Source organism: Planococcus circulans (assembly GCF_020023385.1).
Classification (GTDB): Bacteria; Bacillota; Bacilli; order Bacillales_A; family Planococcaceae; genus Planococcus.
In genome coordinates, this window is record NZ_JAIQCL010000007.1 from 224,987 (window position 1) to 241,618 (window position 16,632).

At 46.3% G+C, this 16,632-nt stretch carries 18 protein-coding genes; all 18 read left to right on the forward strand.

Translation table 11 applies throughout. The features are described from left to right. The first annotated feature begins 104 nt into the window (after positions 1-104). The 18 genes from prfA (at position 105) to atpG (ending at position 16,593) form a co-directional block, all read left to right on the forward strand. Complete coding sequence (gene prfA / locus K8U60_RS13180; protein WP_223640300.1) at positions 105-1,184, forward strand: peptide chain release factor 1; 1,080 nt, start codon at positions 105-107, stop codon at positions 1,182-1,184. Continuing rightward, a complete protein-coding gene (gene prmC, locus K8U60_RS13185; protein WP_223640303.1) occupies positions 1,171-2,028 on the forward strand; it encodes a peptide chain release factor N(5)-glutamine methyltransferase in 858 nt (285 codons plus the stop codon). Before prfA ends, prmC begins: the two co-directional genes overlap by 14 nt. A 90-nt stretch (positions 2,029-2,118) precedes the next feature. Further along, positions 2,119-3,111, forward strand: coding sequence for an L-threonylcarbamoyladenylate synthase (locus K8U60_RS13190; protein WP_223640306.1), 993 nt, complete (start codon positions 2,119-2,121; stop codon positions 3,109-3,111). Between the two features lie 21 nt (positions 3,112-3,132). Continuing rightward, on the forward strand, positions 3,133-3,561 hold the full coding sequence (locus K8U60_RS13195) for a low molecular weight protein arginine phosphatase (RefSeq protein WP_223640309.1): 429 nt from the start codon (positions 3,133-3,135) through the stop codon (positions 3,559-3,561). 151 nt (positions 3,562-3,712) lie between these two features. Further along, entirely contained in the window at positions 3,713-4,150 is a 438-nt protein-coding gene (gene rpiB, locus K8U60_RS13200; protein ID WP_191713552.1) for a ribose 5-phosphate isomerase B, read from the forward strand. 12 nt (positions 4,151-4,162) lie between these two features. Further along, on the forward strand, positions 4,163-4,747 hold the full coding sequence (locus K8U60_RS13205; RefSeq protein ID WP_223640312.1) for a TIGR01440 family protein: 585 nt from the start codon (positions 4,163-4,165) through the stop codon (positions 4,745-4,747). Next, complete coding sequence (glyA, locus tag K8U60_RS13210; protein WP_223640315.1) at positions 4,734-5,969, forward strand: serine hydroxymethyltransferase; 1,236 nt, start codon at positions 4,734-4,736, stop codon at positions 5,967-5,969. Before K8U60_RS13205 ends, glyA begins: the two co-directional genes overlap by 14 nt. 220 nt (positions 5,970-6,189) lie before the next feature. Continuing rightward, entirely contained in the window at positions 6,190-8,364 is a 2,175-nt protein-coding gene (locus K8U60_RS13215; RefSeq protein WP_223640318.1) for a bifunctional diguanylate cyclase/phosphodiesterase, read from the forward strand. A 225-nt stretch (positions 8,365-8,589) separates the two neighbouring features. Next, the gene (upp, locus tag K8U60_RS13220) at positions 8,590-9,219 is read left to right on the forward strand and encodes a uracil phosphoribosyltransferase (protein WP_223640321.1); all 630 of its coding nucleotides are present in this window, start codon (positions 8,590-8,592) and stop codon (positions 9,217-9,219) included. Positions 9,220-9,238: 19 nt separating this feature from the next. Beyond that, a complete protein-coding gene (gene wecB, locus K8U60_RS13225) occupies positions 9,239-10,357 on the forward strand; it encodes a non-hydrolyzing UDP-N-acetylglucosamine 2-epimerase (RefSeq protein WP_298824424.1) in 1,119 nt (372 codons plus the stop codon). A gap of 848 nt (positions 10,358-11,205) precedes the next feature. Further along, positions 11,206-11,427, forward strand: coding sequence for an AtpZ/AtpI family protein (locus K8U60_RS13230; RefSeq protein ID WP_223640325.1), 222 nt, complete (start codon positions 11,206-11,208; stop codon positions 11,425-11,427). A 2-nt stretch (positions 11,428-11,429) separates the two neighbouring features. Further along, positions 11,430-11,801: an ATP synthase subunit I gene (locus tag K8U60_RS13235; protein ID WP_223640328.1), complete on the forward strand. Its 372-nt coding sequence runs from the start codon at positions 11,430-11,432 to the stop codon at positions 11,799-11,801. 27 nt (positions 11,802-11,828) lie between these two features. Further along, positions 11,829-12,539: a F0F1 ATP synthase subunit A gene (gene atpB, locus K8U60_RS13240; protein ID WP_223640330.1), complete on the forward strand. Its 711-nt coding sequence runs from the start codon at positions 11,829-11,831 to the stop codon at positions 12,537-12,539. A gap of 53 nt (positions 12,540-12,592) precedes the next feature. Then, positions 12,593-12,817, forward strand: coding sequence for a F0F1 ATP synthase subunit C (gene atpE, locus K8U60_RS13245; protein ID WP_006829234.1), 225 nt, complete (start codon positions 12,593-12,595; stop codon positions 12,815-12,817). 161 nt (positions 12,818-12,978) lie between these two features. Next, entirely contained in the window at positions 12,979-13,500 is a 522-nt protein-coding gene (atpF, locus tag K8U60_RS13250; protein ID WP_223640333.1) for a F0F1 ATP synthase subunit B, read from the forward strand. Continuing rightward, positions 13,497-14,027: a F0F1 ATP synthase subunit delta gene (locus tag K8U60_RS13255; protein ID WP_223640336.1), complete on the forward strand. Its 531-nt coding sequence runs from the start codon at positions 13,497-13,499 to the stop codon at positions 14,025-14,027. The genes atpF and K8U60_RS13255 overlap by 4 nt, the downstream gene beginning before the upstream one ends. Before the next feature lie 27 nt (positions 14,028-14,054). Beyond that, positions 14,055-15,563: a F0F1 ATP synthase subunit alpha gene (atpA, locus tag K8U60_RS13260; RefSeq protein WP_223640339.1), complete on the forward strand. Its 1,509-nt coding sequence runs from the start codon at positions 14,055-14,057 to the stop codon at positions 15,561-15,563. Between the two features lie 172 nt (positions 15,564-15,735). Continuing rightward, positions 15,736-16,593, forward strand: a complete 858-nt coding sequence (gene atpG / locus K8U60_RS13265; RefSeq protein ID WP_223640342.1) for an ATP synthase F1 subunit gamma — start codon at positions 15,736-15,738, stop codon at positions 16,591-16,593. The last annotated feature ends 39 nt before the right edge of the window (positions 16,594-16,632 follow it).

A 16,632-nucleotide genomic window follows, 5' to 3' on the forward strand; every position in this document is an offset into this window, starting at 1 on the left:
GCGTATAGCCCGAGTTAGTTCGGCGCAAGCCCGTAGGAAAGCGGAGCTGGTTTGCGGAATTTCAAATCAACAACAACAAAAAAATAGAACTCGAGGTGACACCCATGTTTGATCGTTTACAATCAGTGGAAGATAGATATGACCGTTTAAATGAATTATTGAGCGACCCGGATATCATCAGCGACAATAATAAACTTCGCGAATACTCCAAAGAACAATCCGACCTTCAGGAAACAGTCGAAACTTACCGCGAATACAAAGAGTTGACTGCGCAATTGGCAGAAGCGAAAGCCATGTTCGATGATAAGATGGATGCGGATATGCGCGAAATGGTCAAAGAAGAAGTCAATGAATTGGAAGGGCAGATTACTGTAGTTGAAGAGCGCCTTCACAAATTGTTGATTCCAAAAGATCCAAACGACGACAAGAACGTAATCATGGAAATTCGTGGAGCAGCGGGCGGAGACGAAGCGGCTTTGTTTGCTGGTGACCTATACCGCATGTATACACGTTTTGCCGAATCTAATGGCTGGAAAGTCCAAGTCATGGATTCAAACCCGACCGGCCTTGGCGGATTCAAGGAAATCGTCTTTATGGTTACAGGAAAAGGCGCTTATTCAAAATTGAAATACGAAAATGGCGCACATCGCGTACAGCGGGTTCCGGAAACGGAATCGGGCGGCCGGATTCATACCTCTACTGCAACGGTGGCGTGTTTGCCGGAAGTTGAAGAAGTGGAAGTTGATATACATGAAAACGACATCCGCACAGATACCTATGCATCTTCCGGAGCTGGTGGACAATCGGTCAACACGACGATGTCAGCTGTCCGCCTGACGCATCTTCCGACGAATACAGTGGTAACCTGCCAGGATGAAAAATCACAGATCAAAAACAAAGCGAGTGCGATGAAAGTATTGCGTGCCCGCGTCTATGAAAAATTCCAGCAGGAAGCACAAGCTGAATACGACGCAGTCCGCAAATCCGCAGTTGGAACAGGTGACCGTTCTGAACGGATCCGGACGTATAACTTCCCTCAAAACCGTGTTACAGATCACCGCATTGGCTTAACGATCCAGAAATTGGACCAGATTTTGCAGGGGAAAATGGATGAAATCATCGATGCCTTGATTGTGGAAGAGCAGTCTGCGCGCATGGAAAGCCTGAACAATGACCAAGCTTAAGTATGTTTATGAGGCCCTCAAGAGGGCTTCTTCTTATTTACAGGAGAACGGTCGCGAAGAAGGAGCGGCACGCATTCTTCTTCAACATGAAATGGGCCTGTCGTATTCGGGTTTGATTTCTTCGATGCGTGATGAAATCAGTGAACAGCAATTTGAAAGGTTTTGGGCGAATATCGAATCGCATGCCAAAGGAATTCCAGTCCAGCATTTGACGGGAAGCGAAGAGTTCTACGGAAGAGACTTTCTGGTGAATTCGGATGTATTGATTCCGCGTCCGGAAACAGAAGAGTTAATAGAAGAAACACTGCAGCTGATTGATCGCCATCTATCGAAAAAAGAACTGGCAATCGCCGATATTGGAACGGGCAGTGGCATTATCGCGATCACGCTGAAATGTGAATTGCCTGATGCACAGGTTGTAGCGACGGATATTTCGCAAAAGGCACTGGATATGGCAGCGAAAAATGCTGAACGTTTAAATGCCGACATCGATTTTCGGCTGGGGGATCTGGCTGAACCGATTGAAGGCGAAAAATGGGATGTACTATTGTCCAATCCGCCGTACATCGCTTATGCTGAAGCCCCTGGATTGTCGGACAGTGTCCGCGATTTCGAACCGCATCATGCGTTGTTTGCCGACAATGAAGGCTTGGCTCTTTATGAAAAGATGGCGAAGCAATTTCCGAAGATGCTCAATAAACCAGGCATCATCGGTTTCGAAATAGGTTATCAACAGGGAAAAGCAGTTGAAAAAATGCTGAAAGACGCTTTTCCGGATGCTTTAGTCTATAGTAAAAAAGATATCAACAAAAACGATCGAATGGTTTTTGCGTTAATAGACTAACTTATGCACAAAATACCCACAATTCGGTGGAGTTTATCCACTGATTGTGGATAGAAAGGTGAAAAACCTTTAAAAATAGGAGTTGTTCATGTGAAAACGGAAATTATTTTTGTGGATAATAATGTGGACGAAGAAGAAAGTTATGCACAGGCTGTGGGAATCCTCCTTTCCGGTGAAGTTGTCGCTTTTCCGACTGAAACCGTTTATGGGTTGGGCGCAGATGCCACCAATGCGGAGGCTGTAGGCAGAATTTTTGAAGCAAAAGGACGGCCAGCGGATAATCCATTGATTGTCCACGTTGATTCGAAAGAGACGGCACTGGAGTATGTACAGGAAGTTTCTCCGAAAGCGCTGCAATGTATGGATGCTTTCTGGCCTGGTGCATTAACGCTGATCATGCAGGAGAGACCGGGAGCATTCGCAAAAAACGTTACTGCCGACCTTGAAACGGTCGGCATCCGTGTGCCGAATCATCCGGTTGCCTTAAGTTTGTTGCGCAAGCTTCAATTGCCTTTGGCTGCTCCGAGTGCCAACACCAGCGGCAAGCCCAGTCCGACTTTGGCTGAGCATGTCTATCATGATATGGAAGGCAGAATTCCGCTGATCCTGGACGGTGGCGCTACGGAAATCGGCATTGAGTCCACAGTTTTGGATACGACCTGCGAACCGCCTGTCATTTTGCGTCCTGGGAAAGTCTCGAAAGAGCAGATCGAAGGAGTGATTGGAACAGTTCGAACCTCGTCCGGAAACAAAAACAATGTTCCAAAATCACCGGGAATGAAATACATGCATTATGCACCAACTGCCCCTTTATATTTAATTGAAAACGAAGAGGGATTGATTGAAAAAGCAATTGACTACATTCAGGAAAAAGGAAAAACGGTTGCTGTTCTCAGCAAAACCGAGTACCCTGCAGCTGATTTCAATTTTCCACTGTCGATGGAAAGCCTGTATGCCAGTTTGCGGAAATGTGATTCAACGGATGCTGATTTGATTTTGGCATCGGTTGAACCCGGATTGCAGGAGAATGATGCCTTGATGAACAGACTCGAAAAAGCGGCGGACCATAAGTGGTTCAGCTGAATCGCTGAAAGGAGATGCTGTATGAGAATTCTTTTTGTCTGTACAGGCAATACATGCCGAAGTCCGATGGCTGAAGCCATCTTGTCAGCCCGGAACCTGCCGGAAATCGAAGCTCGTTCTGCCGGTATTTATGCCGGAGTCGCGCCTCTCTCTAAAAATGCCCAAGCTGTACTGGAGCAGCAGCAAATTTCTTTTGCGCACATCTCAAAGCCGCTTGATGTGGAAGATATGCAATGGGCCGAACTGATTTTAACCATGACTTCCTCCCATAAAGTGACGCTTATGCAGGCATATCCTGAAGTGGCGACAAAGCTCTATACGCTGAAGGAATTTACGGAAGGCTCGACAGAAGATATCAGTGATCCCTATGGCGGGCCACTGGCACTTTACGAGCAGACTTTCCAGGAACTTAAGCATTTGATTGATAAATTAATCGATAAAGTCAACTGAATGAAAAAGACAGGCAGGCCTTTCGAGGCTGTGCCTGTCTTTTTTGCGTAAAAATGTTAGAATTGATTAAAAGCGTAATCGAAATTCGCATAATTCGACATTGGCGCTTTTGCTGAACAATAAATTTGATTTCAAGAAAAGAGGGTATATCATGAGAGTGGCAATTTCATCAGATCACGGCGGCAATAACCTGCGTAAAGAAATCGTTAACCTAATGAACGAAATTGGTATCGAATATCAGGATTTTGGACCACATACAGACGATTCGGTCGACTATCCGGATTATGCAAAGCCGGTGGCTGATCGCGTAGCGAGCGGAGAATTTGATCGCGGTATTCTGATTTGCGGCACCGGCATCGGCATGTCCATTTCTGCGAATAAAGTCAAAGGAATCCGTTGTGCACTTGTCCATGATGTGTTCAGTGCAAAAGCGACCAGAGGGCACAACGATTCAAATATTTTAGCAATGGGTGAGCGCGTCATTGGCCCAGGGCTTGCACGTGAAATCGCCCAAACTTGGCTGACAGAGGAATTTGAAGGCGGCAGACACGGCAAGCGGATCCAAAAAATTACTGACCTCGAAAAATAAGGAGGAGTCGGCATGCAAACTTTATGGCAATTGCAACTTGAAGAGGTTTTAAGTGAATTGGAGCAGCAGATCGAGTTCAGGAAAGGCCAAGTGTTTGTAGTCGGCTGTTCGACATCAGAGGTAGCAGGAAAAAGGATTGGAACAGGCGGCGGATTGGATATTGCCGAAAGTCTGTTTGAACCTTTGGAGAAATTCGCGTCACGCCATCACTTGTTTTTGGCATTTCAAGGTTGTGAGCATATCAACCGTGCATTGACGGTGGAGCGGCAGGCAGCCATCAAATATGGCTGGGAACCTGTTTCGGTTATTCCGGTTGCAAAAGCGGGCGGTTCGATGAGTGCCTATGCATTCAGCAATATGGCCGATCCAGTTGTAGTGGAAGAGATTCAGGCTCATGCAGGAATCGACATTGGACAAACGATGATCGGTATGCATTTGAAAAGAGTTGCCGTTCCTCTCCGAACTTCTGTTAAACTAGTAGGTGAAGCGATTGTAGCAGCTGCAACAACACGGCCGAAATTGATCGGCGGTGAACGTGCGAGCTATGATCGTGAGCTTGTTCAATCACGGGAGGGATATACAGATGGAATTGATTAAGTCGCAAGACCCAGCAGTATATGAAGCGATGAACGCAGAAAAAGGAAGACAGGAAGCGAATATCGAATTGATCGCTTCTGAAAACTTTGTCTCACAAGCCGTAATGGATGCACAAGGATCAGTATTGACCAACAAATACGCAGAAGGCTATCCGGGCAAACGCTATTACGGAGGCTGCGAATTTGTGGACGTTGTTGAAAACATTGCCCGCGACCGCCTGAAGGAAATTTTTGGCGGCGACCATGCGAACGTTCAACCGCATTCCGGATCACAGGCCAATATGGCAGTCTATACAGCAGTTTTGGAAAAAGGCGATACAATCCTTGGGATGAACCTTAATCATGGCGGCCACTTAACACATGGCAGTAAAGTGAATTTCAGCGGCATGCAGTATAATTTTGTTGAGTACGGCGTTACAGAAGAAGAACAATTGGTCGATTATGAAGCAGTTCGCCAGGCAGCATTGGAACACAAACCGAAAATGATCGTTGCTGGAGCAAGTGCTTATTCGCGCAAATTGGATTTCGCTAAATTCCGTGAAATCGCTGACGAAGTCGGAGCATACCTGATGGTCGACATGGCACACATTGCCGGTCTGGTCGCTACTGGAGCTCATCCTAACCCTGTCCCTCATGCCCATTTTGTTACATCGACTACGCATAAGACACTTCGCGGACCACGCGGCGGGTTGATTCTCTGCAATGAGGAATTTGCGAAAAAAATCGATAAAACCATTTTTCCTGGAATTCAAGGCGGCCCACTTATGCACGTAATCGCAGCCAAAGCTGTGGCATTCGGTGAAGCGTTGCAGCCGGAATTCAAAACCTATATTGAACAAGTCGTGAAAAACGCCCATGCACTTGCTGAAGGCTTAATCGCTGAAGGCGTGGATATCGTTTCAGGCGGAACAGACAATCACTTACTGTTGCTGGATCTTCGCTCGTTGAATCTGACAGGCAAAGTTGCAGAACATGTACTGGATGAAGTCGGTATTACGACAAACAAAAATACCATTCCTTTCGACCCGGAAAGCCCATTTGTCACTTCCGGCGTCCGTCTTGGAACAGCTGCCGTCACATCTCGTGGCTTTAAAGAAGCGGACATGAAAGAAATTGCTTCAATCATGGCAATGCTTCTGAAAAACCCGGAAGACGAATCAGTGAAAAAAGATGCTGCAGAACGTACAGCCAAATTGACTGCTGCGCATCCTTTATATAAATAAGTTCATACAGCTGCCGGGTTAATGCTTGGCAGCTTTATTTTTTCCATAAATAAATGGGGAAGTTTGTTTGCGTATTGCCTAAATCAGGAATAATACCTATTACATACAATTATTTCAGTTAATAAGATTTCGGTAGGTCCTATCGGCCGAAGCGTCGGGGAAGAATGGATGTATTGCTTTTAATCTATACATAGAGCTGTTTACAGGGGGGACGCGTCGTATGCACACGCATGAATTGAAGAGAGATAAAAAGGTGATCATGGAGTGGCTGCGCCGTCTGGGTGTTGAATTCCATACCTCATTTTTGATTGTGAATTCGGAAATGGAAGATCAGCCTGTCGTCTATGCTAATGACGCCTTCTACAAAATGATCGGTTATAACGAAAAAGAAACTCTGGGACGCAATGGGCGTTTCCTGCATGGTGAAAAAACGTCTGAAGAAGCAAGTGAAAAAATACGTTGCTGCGTGGAAGCGGGCGAAAGCGGTATTGTCGAAATCGTAAACTACCGGAAAAACGGCACGCCTTTTTGGAATGAGATCACTGTCCAGCCCTTGTCATTTCCGGAGAAGAATTTCAAATTCACGTTGATGCTGCAACATGACATCACCGACCGCAAACGTGCAGAAGCTTTGATTAAACTTCAAAAAGAGACCTATAATGGAATCGAAAAGGGCTATATGCTCAGCATGCTGCTGCAGAATGTCTGTACTACTGCCGAATCATTCTTTATTGATGGGGCAAAATGTACGGTGTTATTGATTGACGACACAGAACTTTATAAAATCGGTGCGGCCAGTTCCATGCCAAAGAGTTTTCAGGAAGCAATCAACGGACTGCTGGTTGAAGAAGATATCGGAACATGCGGAGCGGCTTTCCATCGGCAGCAGCCGGTGGTTGTCGAGGACATGACTACGGACTATCTATGGCGAAATCACCAGCAATTGGTGGAAAACTATAACTTGGTGTCAAGCTGGTCAATTCCGATCTACAGCGTTGAAGGAATGCCAATCGGCACATTCGGCATGTACTTTCCTGCAGCACTGTCACCGCATGAAAAAGATTTGGCTTTCATGGAGGAAGTTGCTTCGATTGCTTCACTCGCGATCAAATACTCCCGCCAACATGAAGAGGTTCTTCGACTGGCCTATACCGATGAAAATACGGACTTGCCCAATCGCAATTATTTCAGAAATGAAATGATGGAAATGCTGAAGGAAGGCAAGGAAGGGTTTGTGGCATTCGTGTCCACAGACGAATATGTCAAAGTGGTCGATCAATATGGCCATAGTGCCGGAGATACCATTATGCGTGAAATTGGCAAGCGGATGATGCTGGCGCAGAATTCCTCGGATAATTTAATTGCCCGGTTCTCAGACTCTACATTGGCTATGTACAGCATGACACCTTTCACAAAAATCCCGGATTACCTGGAACATCTTCTGCAAGGGTTGGTCGAACCTGTTGCAGTCGGTGATATGGAATTGTTCCTGACCTTGAAAATGGGCGTTGCCATCGTAACGCCTCATCAGGTTGACTCCGAAGAGATAATCCGCTGTGCCGACAGTGCATTATCCCAGGCAAAGCTCCGTACTGGTGAGTCCATCTGCTATTTTGAAAGTGAATATGACGAATTCATGATGAAGGATCTGCGCGTGGCCAATGAATTGACAGCAGCGATCAGACGCAATGAGGTGGGGGTTCACCTGCAGCCGAAAGTTGATTTGAAAACCGGCGAGATTCTGAGCTTTGAAGCGCTGGCTCGCTGGACGTCGCCGGATCTCGGCACCATCCCGCCGGATGTCTTTATCCCTGCTGCTGAAAAAAATGGCAAAATCCGTTTGTTGGAACAAAGCGTTTTGAAGCAGGTGCTGGAATGGCTGAAAAAAAGAGTTGAGCATGGGCTGCAGATTCGCCAAGTGGCCATCAATATATCTGCAGATCATTTCTTCCATCATTCATTCGTTCCACATTTGATGGACATGACTGCTGAATATGGCATTGATCCACAATGGATTCAATTGGAGATTACGGAGCGTATCGGCTTTGTGGATATTGAAACGGCCAATAAAGTATTCAAGCACCTGAAACATTGCGGCTTCACGACTTCGATTGATGATTTCGGGACTGGTTACTCGTCGCTCAGCTATCTGCAGAAGCTGCCTGTCGAGGAACTGAAAATTGACCGGTCCTTCATTTCCAATATGGGGGAACCGGGAACATTGGCTATCATCCGAACCATCATCCAGCTGGCGGAAAATTTGGACATGCGTGCAGTTGCTGAAGGTGTGGAAACGGAAAAAGACCGCCAAACCCTGTTGAGGCTCGGCTGTAAAGTGGGGCAGGGGTATCTGTTCTACAAGCCTATGCCGCTCAGCGAAGCTTTCTTGTTATAGGGCATCTGAAGTGCCGGCAACCGGCACATTGCTTGAATTGGAACAGCTAGAAAAGAGTTATAGAGATTTTGCGGAAAACCGGGGCAATATTTCCCGGTTTTTTCTTATGGGTAAATAAACCATGGGTGAAAATAACTGAATAATAGCAAAGCGGGATCTGGCAACTTGAGCCAATGATTTTCTGTTATACTATTTAAGATAATGTGTGAAAAGGAGAGATAGGCCGTGGGAAAAGTATACGTTTTTGATCATCCGCTGATTCAGCATAAACTGACGTACATCCGTGATAAATCGACAGGTACGAAAGAGTTCCGTGAATTGGTCGACGAAATCGCTACATTGATGGCGTTCGAAATTACACGCGACTTGCCGTTGGAGGAAATCGAAGTGGAGACGCCGGTCCAGCTAGCAAAATCAAAAGTCCTTGCAGGAAAGAAATTAGGCGTCGTGCCGATTTTACGTGCAGGCATCGGCATGGTGGATGGAATTCTAAAATTGATTCCAGCTGCTAAAGTCGGACACATCGGTTTATATCGTGACCCGGTCACATTGCAGCCGGTTGAATACTATTTGAAATTGCCTTCCGATGTTCAGGAGCGGGATTTCATCGTTGTGGATCCAATGCTGGCGACAGGCGGATCAGCGATCGAAGCAGTCAACTCCATGAAGAAACGTGGGGCTACGAAAATTCGTTTCATGTGCATCATTGCAGCTCCTGAAGGTGTAGAAGCTCTTCAAGAAGCGCATCCTGATGTGGATATCTACATTGCGGCACTCGATGAAAAATTAAATGAAAAAGGATACATCGTCCCAGGTCTTGGAGATGCTGGTGACCGGTTATTCGGAACAAAATAAGAGAGCGGGGTATATCAGCTTGACGAAAAAATGGAAAGTAATGACGATATTTGGTACGCGGCCAGAAGCCATCAAAATGGCGCCGCTTGTTCTGGAACTTCAAAAACATCCTGACACCATCGAACCATTGGTGACAGTGACAGCGCAGCACAGAGAAATGCTGGACCAGGTGCTGGAGACATTCCAAATCACGCCTGACTTCGATTTGAACATCATGAAGGAACGCCAGACATTGACCGATGTAACGATGCGCGCCATGCAGGGTCTTGATGCAGTCATGAAAGAAGCGAAACCGGATATTGTCCTGGTACATGGCGATACGACGACAACTTTCGCTGCCAGCCTTGCTGCTTTCTATAATCAGGTTGCCGTTGGCCATGTTGAGGCGGGCTTGCGTACGCACAATAAATATTCGCCGTATCCGGAAGAAATGAACCGTCAGCTGACGGGTGTCATGGCCGATATTCATTTTTCACCAACTGAAAAATCAGCTCAGAACCTTCTCGATGAAAACAAGAAGGAAGAAACGATCTACATCACCGGCAATACAGCCATCGACGCACTTCAAACAACAGTGCGCGAAACTTATACGCATCCGATTCTTGAGAAAATCGGTACGGACCGCATGATCCTATTGACGGCACACCGCCGTGAGAATCTTGGCCAGCCGATGCGCAATATGTTCCGTGCCATCAAACGCCTGATTGAAGAGCATGATGATATCCAGGTGGTTTATCCGGTACATATGAACCCAGCTGTGCGTGAAGTGGCGGATGAGGTATTGGGCCGTGATCCGCGCATCCATTTGATTGAACCGCTGGAAGTTCTGGACTTCCATAACTTTGCAGCCCGCTCATTCTTTATCCTGACCGATTCGGGCGGGATTCAAGAAGAAGCGCCTTCACTCGGCAAGCCGGTACTGGTTTTGCGTGATACCACTGAACGCCCTGAAGGGATCAGTGCAGGAACCTTGAAGCTAGCTGGAACAGACGAAGAGACGATTTATGGAATGGCTAAAGAATTGCTGACGGATGAAGATGCTTATAAAGCGATGTCCCAAGCATCCAATCCATACGGAGATGGCAAAGCTTCGGCGCGGATCGTCGAAGCACTGCATGTGTATTTTTCGAAACTGTGATTGGATGAACGGCCGATTCCGCTTTTCTGGTGTCCAGTTGCAAGCGCCTAGCTCTTCGGGATGTAAGCCACTCTGGCTGTGCGGCTGAAAACATGCCGCTTCGCCAGAGCGTCTTACCCCTGTCAGAGCTGAACAGGCACTTTCACTTTTCTTTTGTCCAGCTTCATCGGCCAACTCCTCGGGTCGTAAGCCGGTCTTCCTGTGTGGCAAAAAGCGCCACTTCGGAATTCCGTCTTACGTCTGTCGGAGCTGAACGGCCGATTCCGCTTTTCTGGTGTCCAGTTGCAAGCGCCTAGCTCTTCGGGTTGTAAGCCACTCTGGCTGTGCGGCTGAAAACATGCCGCTTCGCCAGAGCGTCTTACCCCTGTCAGAGCTGAACAGGCACTTTCACTTTTCTTTTGTCCAGCTTCATCGGCCAACTCCTCGGGTCGTAAGCCGGTCTTCCTGTGTGGCAAAAAGCGCCACTTCGGAATTCCGTCTTACGTCTGTCGGAGCTGAACGGCCGATTCCGCTTTTCTGGTGTCCAGTTGCAAGCGCCTAGCTCTTCGGGTCATAAGGCAATCCGGCTGTGTGGCAAAGAGCGCCACTTCGCCGAATTGCCTTATGCCTGTCAGAGCTGAACAGGCACTTTCACTTTTCTGTACAAAGTTTGTCGACAATATGTCAGAGGAAAATCGCTTGTGAAGTTTTTCACTTCTACTAATTGACATGATTTTACCCCTATTGTATGCTTACAAAGGGTATGCATGAGAAGGTTTTCTTACATATATTATGTGGTTTTGGAAGCCTGATGCGACGGTCCTTTTTAAGGGTTTAATGTCAAATCAACGAGGTTCGAGGGGGTTATCATGCGCCCAACAAAAAGTCCCTTACAAGCGATGGCGCTTTACAGTGCCATCCTCTCACAACTTGTCGGGTCCGCGCTTTTCGGTGTGTTCACAGGTATGTGGCTCGATGAAAAGCTCGGAACCGCCCCGTTTTTCATGATCATCTGCCTAGTCATAGGCATCACTGCCGGTGTTTGGGCAATGCTTCAGACCGTCCGCAAATTCGAATCAGGAGACAAGTAAAAATGGATGGACTTAGGGAGATATATACAAGACTGAAAAAGATGATTTTTTTCATCTTGGCGTTCTACGTTATTGGTTGGGGGTTTACCCCTTATCAAGAAGTGTTCGCCGGTCTCATCATCGGAACTTTGTTCGGCATTTACAACATGTGGATTCTGGTTCGGCGGATGGAGAAATTCGACCGCGCGGTGGCTGAAGGCTCGAAAGTTCGTTCGCTTGGAACGGCATTACGGTTTGCATCAGGTGTTGCAGCTGTGGCGATCGCCATTTTATTCGCAGAGCACATTCACTTGGTCAGTACGGTAATTGGGTTGATGGTCCCTTATGCTCTGTTGTTAACAGAGCGGATTGTTTATCACGTGAAACACCATTAAGAATGTGGAAAGAGAGGTGAAACTATCGTGGAACATGGCGCTCCTATGCTCGAGGTGTTCGGGATCTGGTTCAACCTATCGAACGTTATGATGCTGCTTATAGCCGCTCTTATCGTCTTCCTTATTGCTTTTATCTCCACACGGAACCTGCAGCTTAAACCGACGGGCATGCAGAACTTCATGGAATGGATCATGGATTTCGTAAAAGGGATAATCAAAAGCAATATGGATTGGAAAGATGGTGGCCGATTCCATGTTCTTGGAATCACCCTGATTATGTTCATTTTTGTTTCGAACATGTTAGGCCTTCCATTTGCAATAGTTGTCAACGGAGATCTTTGGTGGAAATCACCAACAGCTGATCCGACGGTAACGATGACATTGGCCGCAATGGTGCTAATCTTGAGCCATTATTATGGTATCAAGCTGAAAGGGCTTAAAGGATATGCCGGAGGCTACATCAAGCCGATGAAATTCTTGTTCCCATTGAACATCATTGAGGAATTCGCAAATACGCTGACACTCGGTCTGCGTCTTTACGGTAACATCTATGCGGGGGAAATCCTGTTGACTTTGTTGGCAGGCCTCGCATCAGCAGGTGCATTTGGATTTGCATCAGCCATCGTACCAATGATGGCATGGCAAGGCTTCTCGATCTTTATCGGGGCAATCCAAGCGTTTATTTTCGTTATGTTGACGATGGTCTACATGTCGCATAAAGTTGCCGACGATCATTGAGTATAAACTGCTCGTAGAGCAAAAAAACAACTATCCTGAGGAGGACACATTAAATGACAGGTTCATTAGGTTTATTAGCAGCAGCAATCGCAGTAGGTTTAGCAGCACTAGGTGCAGGTATCGGTAACGGTCTTATCGTTTCAAAAACAGTTGAAGGTATCGCTCGCCAGCCAGAAGCACGCGGCGTCCTACAAACAACAATGTTCATCGGTGTTGCATTGGTAGAGGCATTGCCAATCATCGCTGTAGTTATCGCGTTCATCGTTATGAACCAATAGTATTTCTATACAAAAAGTTAAATGGTGGGGATGCTTCGATATGGTTTTCGCCATTTAAACTTGTATGAAGCAATTTGCTTTTGAAAATCCATCTTACGACAGATAAAGATCTTACTATAGAAGAAATTGTATTTTAGGCTCTTGAAGGGAGTGAAACAATCGTGTTTTTTGATCACCTCGTACTCGGTGCAACCGGGGAGTTTTTGAATATTGGAGACATCCTTGCTACACTTGTTATCTTCATTTTGCTAATGTTGCTTTTGAAGAAATTCGCATGGGGTCCTTTGATGGGCGTAATGCAGCAGCGTGAAGATTTGATCAAGAGTGAAATCGAAACTGCTGAAAACAGCCGTCTGGAATCTCAGAAATTGCTTGAAGAGCAGCGCAGCCTTCTTAAAGATGCGCGTACGCAAGCACAGGAAATCGTTGAAAACGCTAAAAAGCAAGGCGACGTTTCGCGTGAGGAAATCATTACGACAGCGCGTGCTGAGTCTGGCCGTATGAAAGAAGCTGCGGTTCAAGAAATTGCCAACGAAAGAGATAAAGCTATTTCAGCTGTTCGTGAAGAAGTTGTGGCATTGTCATTGCTTGCTGCTACGAAAGTGCTTGAAAAAGAAATCTCTGAGGAAGACAACCGTCAGTTGATTAACGAAACGATTGCGAAGGCAGGCGAAGTTCAGTGAGTCAAATTGCAGAACGCTACGCTCTAGCATTGTTCGAAGTTGCTCAAAAGCATGAATCGTCATTGGATGTAGAGCAGGATTTGCGTGAAGTGAAAAAGGTCTTCGAAATGACCCCGGAACTTTACAATTTGATTGTTTCTCCAAAACTATCTGCTGACAAAAGAACAAACCTAATCAATGAGGTATTCAGAGAAGCGAATCCGCTTGTTGTAAATACACTTCAATTGATGGCAGAACGCAAACGTCTGGACGAAGTCGGCTCTATGGCTGACGCGTTCGTCGCTTTATCCAACAATGCACAGGGAATCGAAGATGCGAAAGTTTATTCTACACGTCCTTTGACTGAAGAAGAACGCGCATCCATCTCTTCCGTTTTCGCTAAAAAAATCGGCAAACAATCTTTACGAATTGAAAACATCATCGATCCATCGTTGATCGGCGGATTGCGTCTTCAAATCGGAAACCGCATTTACGACAGCAGTGTGAGCACGAAATTGTCACGTCTGCAGCGTCAATTGAACGGTTAATTATGAAATTATGAGAGGGTGACATACATGAGCATCAAAGCTGAAGAAATCAGCGGTCTGATCAAACAACAGATTGAAAATTATCAATCAGAGATGAAAGTTGACGACGTTGGTACAGTAATCACCATTGGTGATGGTATCGCGCGCGCTCATGGCCTCGACAACATCATGGCTGGAGAACTTGTAGAATTCTCAACTGGTGTCCTTGGTATGGCGCAAAACTTGGAAGCCAACAATGTTGGTATTATTATCCTTGGCCCTTACACAGACATTAAAGAAGGCGATGAAGTACGTCGGACTGGCCGTATCATGGAAGTACCGGTAGGACCTGAACTTATCGGACGCGTAGTAAATCCACTTGGACAGCCTGTTGACGGTCTTGGACCGATCAACACGACTAAAACCCGTCCAATTGAAAGCCCTGCACAAGGGGTTATGGCCCGTAAATCGGTTCATGAACCACTTCAAACAGGCATCAAAGCGATCGACGCACTTGTGCCGATCGGCCGTGGACAGCGTGAATTGATCATCGGTGACCGCCAGACAGGTAAAACTTCTGTAGCGATCGATACGATCTTAAACCAATCTGACCAAGACATGATCTGTATCTATGTTGCAATCGGACAAAAAGAATCTACTGTACGTAACGTAGTAGAAACTTTCCGTAAAAACGGAGCTCTTGATTACACGATCGTTGTAACAGCTTCTGCTTCACAGCCAGCTCCATTATTGTTCCTTGCTCCTTATGCAGGTATCACAATGGCTGAGGAATTCATGTTTGAAGGCAAACATGTGTTGATCGTCTATGATGATTTAACAAAACAAGCATCTGCTTACCGCGAACTTTCACTATTGCTTCGTCGTCCACCAGGCCGTGAAGCTTATCCAGGTGATGTCTTCTACTTGCACTCACGTTTACTTGAGCGTGCAGCGAAGTTGAACGAAACTCTTGGAGCAGGATCAATCACAGCATTGCCGTTCGTTGAAACGCAGGCTGGCGATATCTCTGCATATATTCCAACAAACGTTATCTCGATTACGGATGGCCAGATCTTCCTTCAATCGGATCTATTCTTCTCAGGTGTACGCCCAGCGATCAACGCGGGTCTGTCTGTATCACGTGTTGGTGGTTCAGCTCAGATCAAAGCAATGAAAAAAGTTGCGGGTACATTGCGTCTTGACTTGGCTTCTTTCCGTGAACTTGAATCATTCTCTCAGTTCGGTTCAGATCTTGATGCTGCAACTGCTGCGAAAATCGAGCGCGGGAAACGTACTGTTGAAGTCTTGAAGCAAGATTTGAACAACCCGATCAAAGTTGAAAAACAAGTTGTCATCTTCTATGCGTTGACTCGTGGATTCCTTGACGACATCGCTCTCAACGACATTTCTCGCTTTGAAGCTGAATTGACAAGCTGGTTGGATACAAACCACACAGAAATTTTGGATACTATTCGTACAACTCAAGGTTTACCTGCTGATGACGCATTTGGTGCAGCGATCAACGAATTCAAACGCACATTCGCAAAATCAGAGTAAAGAGAAACTGTATTCAGTAGAGGCTTTTGCCTCACTGAATGCTGGTTGATCCAATCGGACTTTTGCGGTCAGTCCATTTCCTGCGTGTCAATGCGGGAGACATGCTGCCCGTTAGAGCGGAGGGCTACTCGAGTCGAATATGAAGAAAAAATAATAGGGTGGTGAAATACCAGTGGCATCTTTACGCGATATAAAAACACGCATTACGTCAACCAAGAAAACGAGTCAGATCACAAGAGCCATGCAAATGGTTTCTGCATCTAAACTAAGCCGTGCGGAAGTGAACGCGAAAGCATTCGTTCCCTACATGGACAAAATCCAGGACGTAGTGGCATCCATCGCAGCCGGGTCTACGGACACCAGCAATGCAATGATGATCGCCCGTCCTGTAAAGAAAACTGCTTATTTAGTGATCACATCGGATCGTGGCCTTGTAGGTGGATATAACAGTAATATTCTTCGTGTTGTTATGAACAAAATCCGTGAACGGCATACATCCAATGACGAGTTTGTGATCCTGAGCGTCGGCCGGAAAGGGAAAGAATTCTTTGCGAAGCAAGGAATGACCATTCTTGAAAGTGCAATTGCGCTTCCGGACCATCCGACGTTTGCGGATATTAAAGAAATAACGCGCAAAGCTGTTGGTATGTTCTCAGATGGTACATATGACGAAGTTTATATGTATTACAATCACTTTGTTTCAGCAATTCAACAAGAAGTCACAGAGAAAAAAGTCTTGCCGCTGACGGATATTCAACCGACAGGATCAACTGCATCTTACGAGTTCGATCCTTCAGCAGAAGCGATTTTGGAAGTTCTTCTTCCGCAATACGCGGAAAGCTTGATCTTTGGGGCCCTTCTTGACGGCAAAGCGAGTGAACATGCTGCATCTATGACAGCAATGAAGAGCGCAACCGACAATGCGTCTGATTTAATCGGCGGATTGACACTTCAATACAACCGTGCCCGCCAGGCGGCAATCACTCAGGAAATCTCTGAAATCGTCGGCGGAGCAGCTGCGTTAGAATAATAACGAAAAGCGACAGCGCCCGTTAAGCTCTGAAAGGCA

Coding starts and splice junctions, on each gene's coding strand:
- rpiB (WP_191713552.1), top strand. CDS start 3,713: ATGAGAGTGGCAATTTCATCAGATCACGGCGGCAATAACCTGCGTAAA.
- prmC (WP_223640303.1), top strand. CDS start 1,171: ATGACCAAGCTTAAGTATGTTTATGAGGCCCTCAAGAGGGCTTCTTCT.
- K8U60_RS13195 (WP_223640309.1), top strand. CDS start 3,133: ATGAGAATTCTTTTTGTCTGTACAGGCAATACATGCCGAAGTCCGATG.
- K8U60_RS13235 (WP_223640328.1), top strand. CDS start 11,430: ATGGATGGACTTAGGGAGATATATACAAGACTGAAAAAGATGATTTTT.
- K8U60_RS13215 (WP_223640318.1), top strand. CDS start 6,190: ATGCACACGCATGAATTGAAGAGAGATAAAAAGGTGATCATGGAGTGG.
- atpE (WP_006829234.1), top strand. CDS start 12,593: ATGACAGGTTCATTAGGTTTATTAGCAGCAGCAATCGCAGTAGGTTTA.
- prfA (WP_223640300.1), top strand. CDS start 105: ATGTTTGATCGTTTACAATCAGTGGAAGATAGATATGACCGTTTAAAT.
- glyA (WP_223640315.1), top strand. CDS start 4,734: ATGGAATTGATTAAGTCGCAAGACCCAGCAGTATATGAAGCGATGAAC.
- K8U60_RS13230 (WP_223640325.1), top strand. CDS start 11,206: ATGCGCCCAACAAAAAGTCCCTTACAAGCGATGGCGCTTTACAGTGCC.
- K8U60_RS13205 (WP_223640312.1), top strand. CDS start 4,163: ATGCAAACTTTATGGCAATTGCAACTTGAAGAGGTTTTAAGTGAATTG.
- atpA (WP_223640339.1), top strand. CDS start 14,055: ATGAGCATCAAAGCTGAAGAAATCAGCGGTCTGATCAAACAACAGATT.